The sequence below is a fragment of the Aquirufa sp. Wall-65K1 genome (assembly GCF_054558475.1).
Genome location: NZ_JBPXKD010000013.1, coordinates 1 through 1,205 on the forward strand (window position 1 = coordinate 1; position 1,205 = coordinate 1,205).

Consider the following 1,205-nt stretch of genomic DNA (forward strand, 5'->3'; position numbering starts at 1 on the left):
TGTACTAACCCCCTAATAGACTGGACTAAATTTTAAAAAGAGTTTAGAACCAATTAAATTAGGGAAAATGAAAAGAGAAAGAAGAGTATTCAGTCCAGAAGACCGTCTAGCTATTATTCAAGAAGGTCAAAGAGAGGGAAGTACGGTTACTTGCCGGAAGTATAATTTAGCACCTAGTCTGTATGCTAAGTGGAAGAATAAATACCTTTCCAAAGGAGTAGAAGGGCTAAAGCCTGCTTACAAGCGAGTAGATCCTGAGCTGAGAGCTTTAGAAGAAGAAAATGAACGCTTAAAAAGAATCATCGCCAGACAAGCTTTGGAAATTGAATTTAAATCAGAGCTTCTAAAAAAAAGCCCTGTGCTAATCAAGACAAGAAGATGATCGTTTTACAATACAATCAGCAGGCTCCCACACGGATGCTTTTATCTTGGTCAAATCTTCCTTCCAGCGTCTACTATTACAAGTCTACAGGCGGAAAACCGGGCGTTAAAGCGAGTTCTCACACTTGGAAACAAGATGGAGATTTGGTCGAAAACCAAGTCGTTATCGAGCAAATAAAAGACATTCTCTCCCAAGAGTTTTGTTGCTATGGTTATGAAAACATAACAGGGGAATTACGCAAACTTGACTATTACATTAACAAGAAGAAAGTTTACCGTTTAATGGATGAACACAACCTTCTTTTAGGCAAAGTGATTCGAACTAGTGGCAGACGTAAATTTGTCCAACATCGTAAAATTAAGGCTTACTACCCGATGGAATACTTATGCTTGGACATCAAGTATGTCTATGTACACGGTGAAAAAAGGAATTTTTACCTCTTGACCATCATCGATGTTTTTTCTCGCAAAATCGTAGATCAGATTTTTCAAAAAAGCATCAAACAAATGGATGTAATCAATGCCTTTAGACGAATAAACAACGAATACGGAATCAAAGGAGTAACCATTAGAAATGATAATGGGTCACAATTTATAGCAAATAACGTCAAGCAATTTCTCCGTACAGCTGAAGCCAATCAAGAGTTTACACACATTGCAACGCCTGAAGAAAATTCCTACATCGAAGCCTTTCACTCCATCATTCAACGAGAAGTAATCGACCGTTACGAGTTCACGGGATACTATGATGCCAAACAAACTATATTCGCTCACACGATCTGGTACAACACCCGCAGGTTCCATAAAGCAATCAAAATGACCCC

2 protein-coding genes are annotated in these 1,205 nt (G+C 38.4%); both read left to right on the forward strand.

Annotated elements, in window-relative coordinates:
- The first annotated feature begins 67 nt into the window (after nt 1-67).
- Entirely contained in the window at nt 68-382 is a 315-nt protein-coding gene (locus tag ACST15_RS12465) for a transposase (RefSeq protein ID WP_166373554.1), read from the forward strand.
- A gap of 35 nt (nt 383-417) precedes the next feature.
- Nucleotides 418-1,205 (forward strand): transposase (locus tag ACST15_RS12470; RefSeq protein WP_459454989.1); only part of this gene is annotated, 788 nt, incomplete at its 3' end.